Raw genomic sequence first — 4,037 nt, 5'->3', positions numbered from 1 at the left:
GGGATCGCGGGCGGCGGCGGATTGAACGGCGCCACCGGCACCGGCGGCACCACCGGCACGCTGGGCCGCGCGGGCGGCACGGCCACCGCGTTCGGATCGGCCTGCGTGGTCGATGGGGCCGGCACCGCGGGCACGCTGCCGTTCTTCGCCAGCGTGGCGTTGATGGCGTCCATGTCGGCCACGGTCAGCGTGCCGTTGGCCTGGCGCAGCTTCAGGTTGCCCAGCAGCACGTTGTAGCGCGCCTGCGCGAGGTCGCGCTTGGTCTGGTAGAGCTGGCTCTGCGAATTGAGCACGTCGATGTTGATGCGCACGCCCACCTGGTAGCCCAGGCGGTTGGCGTCGAGCGCGCTCTGGCTCGAGGCCTCGGCGGCCTCGAGCGCCTTGACCTGGCCCGCGCCCGAGACCAGCCCGAGGTAGGCCGCGCGCGTGGCCTGCGCCACGTTGCGGCGCGTGCCGTCGAGCACGCTGCGCGACTGGTCCTCGAGGGCCAGCGTTTCCTTGATGCGGTTCTCGGTCGCGAAGCCCGCGAACAGCGGCAGGTTGAAGGTCACGCCCACGGTGGCGGCGTTGATGCGCGTGCCCACGGTGCTGGTGCTGGTGCCGTTCGGGTTGCGCGTGACGTTGTAGCCGAGGTTGGCGTCCAGCGTGGGCTTGTGGCCGGCGCGCGCCTTCTCGATCTCGAGGCCCGCCACGTCGACGCCGAGCTGCGCCTGGCGGATCGCCGGGTGGCCCGCATCGGCCTGCGAGACCCAGGCCTCGATGTCGGCCGGCTGCGCGGTCGGCAGCACCACCGGCACGGCCAGCGGCACCGGCACGCTGCCGGGGCGGCCGACCAGCTGGTCGAGCACGATTTTCTTCACGCGCAGGTCGTTCTCGGCCGCGATCTCCTGCGCCACCACGAGGTCGTAGCGGGCCTGGGCCTCGCGCGAGTCGGTGATGGTGGAGGTGCCGACCTCGAAGTTGCGCTTGGCCGAGGCGAGCTGCTCGGACACGGCCGCCTTCTGCGCGCGCACCAGCGACAGGCTGTCCTGGCTCGCGAGCACGTCGAAATAGGCCTGGCTCACGCGTACGATCAGGTCCTGCTCGGCGATGGTGAACACCGACTGCGCGATCTCGGCCTGGCGCTTGCCCTGCTCCCAGGTGGCCCAGTTGGCGGGCCGGTACAGCGGCTGGGTGGCGTTGATGCCGACGTTCTGCTGCGTGAAGTCGCGCGAGGAACTGCCCTGCTGGTTGCCCGTGATGACGTCGATGTCGAGGTTGTTGCGGTTCACGCCCGCGCTGAGCCCCACGGCCGGCAGGATGCCGGCCTTGGCCTGCGCCGCGCGCGCCACGCTGGCGTCGTACTGGGCGCGCGCGCCCTGGTAGGTGGCATCGAAGCCGCGCGCCGATTCGTAGAGTTCGTTCAGTGTCTGGCCCTGGGCCGGCGATGCGAGCAGCGTGGCAAGAAGGCTTGCGATGGCTGCGGAAAGAGGCAGGAGCCGGGGCCTGGGAGGCATTGAAAGTCCTTGGGAGCGGAAGAATCAGTAGCGCGGCACGGCGGGGTCGTGCTGCGCGGACCAGGCGTCGATGCCGCCGGCCACGTTGGCCAGTTGCGCAAAGCCGTTCTGGTGCAGGAAGGCGGCCACGCGCTGGCTGCGGGCGCCGTGGTGGCACAGGCAGGCGATGCGCTGGTTCTCGTCGAGCTCGGACAGGCGCGCGGGGATCTCGTTCATCGGGATCGCCAGCAGCGTGAAGCCCGCCGGGGCGACGCTCGCGGTCTGCAGCTCCCAGGGCTCGCGGACGTCGAGCAGCACGGCGGGTGCGTCGGCGTCCTGTGCAAACCAGGCGGCGAGGTCGGCGGGGCGGACTTGATCGATCATGCGGCCGGCCCGATCAGAACGCGAAGCGCGACGGCTCGGGGAAGTTCAAAAGGCGCGGCGCCACCGTGTCCCAGGGCTGGATCGTGTCCCACTTGCTTTCGCTGCTGCGGGTCACGAAGTGGGCGCGCATCATGGGCTCGTCGCCGACGATCGCCGCCAGGCGGCCGCCGACCTTGAGCGAGCCGAGCAGGTTCTGCGGAATGCGCGCGACCGAGCCGCTGAGCACGATCACGTCGAAGCTCGGGCCGCTGGGCAGCGGCACGGCGCCGTCGGCATGGCGCACCTCGACATTGGTCACGCCGTTCTGGCGCAGGGTCTCGGCGGCGCGGGCGGCGAGCTCGGGATTGATTTCGAGCGACAGCACCTTGGCGGCGCGGGCGCCGAGCAGGGCGGCCATGAAGCCGGAGCCGGTGCCGACCTCGAGCACCGATTCGTGCTTCTGGATGTGCAGGTCCTGCAGCGTGCGCGCCTCGACCTTGGGCGACAACATGAATTCGCCGGGCACCGAGCCGTCGAGCAGCGGCAGTTCCATGTCGAAGAAGGCCAGCGCGCGGTGCGCCTCGGGCACGTAGTCCTCGCGGCGGATCACCGCCAGCAGGTCGAGGATTTCCAGGTCCAGCACATCCCAGGGGCGGATCTGCTGTTCGATCATGTTGAAGCGCAAGCGCTCGAGGGTGGGGGCGGTGCTCATGGGTTTTCCTTCTGGGGGCGGGTCAGGACAAACCTTCAATTTTAGGCGGCACCCGACGGGCCAGCGGCTTCGTCGGGTTCCGCCTGCGCCCGCGGCTGGGTGCTGAGGCCGTAGAGCACCACGTCGGCCTGCATCTCGATGTACTTGAGCGGGTCGAAGTTGTCGCCCTCGTCGACGCACAGGTTGGCCGAGTGCTTCCAGAGCATCAGGAAGATCATTGGCGCGACCACCGAGTAGATGGTGTGGTCGACGTCGACCGGCCGGAACTCGCCGCGGTCGATGCCGCGCTGGATGATGCGCCGAAGCAACGCATGGCCCGGCCGCACCACCTCCTGGCGGTAGAAGTCCGCCAGCTCGGGGAAGTTGGCGCCTTCGCTCATCATCAGCTTGGTGAGGCCCGAGGCCTGGGTCAGGCCCACGCGCTCCCACCACACGCGCATGCAGTAGCGCAGCATCTGGGCCGTGGTGCCCTCGAAGGTCTCGAATTCCTGGTTCCACTCGGTGAAGCGGCCGCCGAGGTTCTCGACCACCACGGCCTTGAACAGCTCTTCCTTGCTCGGGAAATAGAGGAACAACGTGCCCTTGGAGACGCCGGCACGCACCGCCACTTCTTCCGAGCGGGTGGCGGCATAGCCCTTCTCGACGAACAGATCGAGCGCCGCCGCCAGCAGTTCGCCGGGGCGCGCCTCCTTGCGCCGCTCGCGCTTGGCGCGGACCGGGCAGATCTTGTCGGCAAGGAATCGGGGAGTGGGCATTGTTTAATGACTCGCGGGTTAGTAATGTAGTGAGCCGCATCGAATGCGTCAAGCCGCGACAATATCGGGTTCCCTTGTCAGTCCGTTCCTGGAGTCCCCCATGACCTCTTCGCCTTCCACCACCGAAACCATCGTGCTCGGCGGCGGCTGCTTCTGGTGCACCGAGGCGGTGTTCGACCGCGTGCAGGGGGTGGTCGACGTGGAATCGGGCTATTCGAACGGCCAGACGGTCAATCCCAGCTACGAGCAGGTCTGCACCGGCCGCACCGGCCACAACGAGGTGGTGAAGCTGACTTTCGACCCGGCGCAGATCGCCCTGCGCGAGATCCTCGAGATCTTCTTCGTGGTGCACGACCCCACGACGCTCAACCGCCAGGGCAACGACGTCGGCACCCAGTACCGCAGCGGCATCTACTACACGACCGAGGCGCAGAAGCAGGTGGCCGACGACGTCATCCGCGAGATCGAGGCCGGCAAGACCTATGCCTCGCCGGTGGTGACCGAGGTCAAGCCGCTCGACAACTACTCGACCGCCGAGGCCTACCACCAGGACTACTTCCTGAACCACCCGAACCAGGGCTACTGCGCCTTCGTCGTGGGACCGAAGGTCGAGAAGTTCCAGAAGACCTTCGCCGCGCGCGTCAAGGCCTGATCCTCTTTCCGCCGCGCCCGTGCACCTCGCCCTTTCGTCCGGCCCGACCCGCTCGCAGCGCGCGCTCGTCTTCGCGCTGG

At 68.6% G+C, this 4,037-nt stretch carries 5 protein-coding genes; 1 reads left to right on the top strand and 4 read right to left on the bottom strand.

Annotated elements, in window-relative coordinates; all coding sequences use genetic code 11:
- The 4 genes from AC27VN_RS34785 to AC27VN_RS34770 form a co-directional block, all read right to left on the bottom strand.
- A partial coding sequence (locus tag AC27VN_RS34785) for a TolC family outer membrane protein (RefSeq protein WP_490879548.1) occupies nt 1-1,496 on the bottom strand: 1,496 nt, incomplete at its 3' end.
- Nucleotides 1,497-1,520: 24 nt separating this feature from the next.
- Entirely contained in the window at nt 1,521-1,859 is a 339-nt protein-coding gene (locus AC27VN_RS34780; protein WP_057596286.1) for a rhodanese-like domain-containing protein, read from the bottom strand.
- Nucleotides 1,860-1,872: 13 nt separating this feature from the next.
- On the bottom strand, nt 1,873-2,550 hold the full coding sequence (locus AC27VN_RS34775) for a protein-L-isoaspartate O-methyltransferase family protein (RefSeq protein ID WP_490879547.1): 678 nt from the start codon (nt 2,548-2,550) through the stop codon (nt 1,873-1,875).
- 41 nt (nt 2,551-2,591) lie between these two features.
- Nucleotides 2,592-3,305 carry a TetR/AcrR family transcriptional regulator gene (locus tag AC27VN_RS34770; RefSeq protein ID WP_093340115.1) on the bottom strand — a complete coding sequence of 238 codons (714 nt, stop codon included), beginning with the start codon at nt 3,303-3,305 and terminating at the stop codon, nt 2,592-2,594.
- A gap of 100 nt (nt 3,306-3,405) precedes the next feature.
- Here AC27VN_RS34770 and msrA point away from each other — a divergent pair, with 100 nt between their 5' ends.
- Nucleotides 3,406-3,957, top strand: a complete 552-nt coding sequence (gene msrA, locus AC27VN_RS34765; protein ID WP_093340113.1) for a peptide-methionine (S)-S-oxide reductase MsrA — start codon at nt 3,406-3,408, stop codon at nt 3,955-3,957.
- Nucleotides 3,958-4,037: the final 80 nt, after the last annotated feature.

This window comes from Variovorax sp. 20P10.2.4 (genome assembly GCF_058244205.1).
Note: the sequence above shows the minus strand (reverse complement) of the source record. Positions and strands in the feature narration are given on the sequence as shown.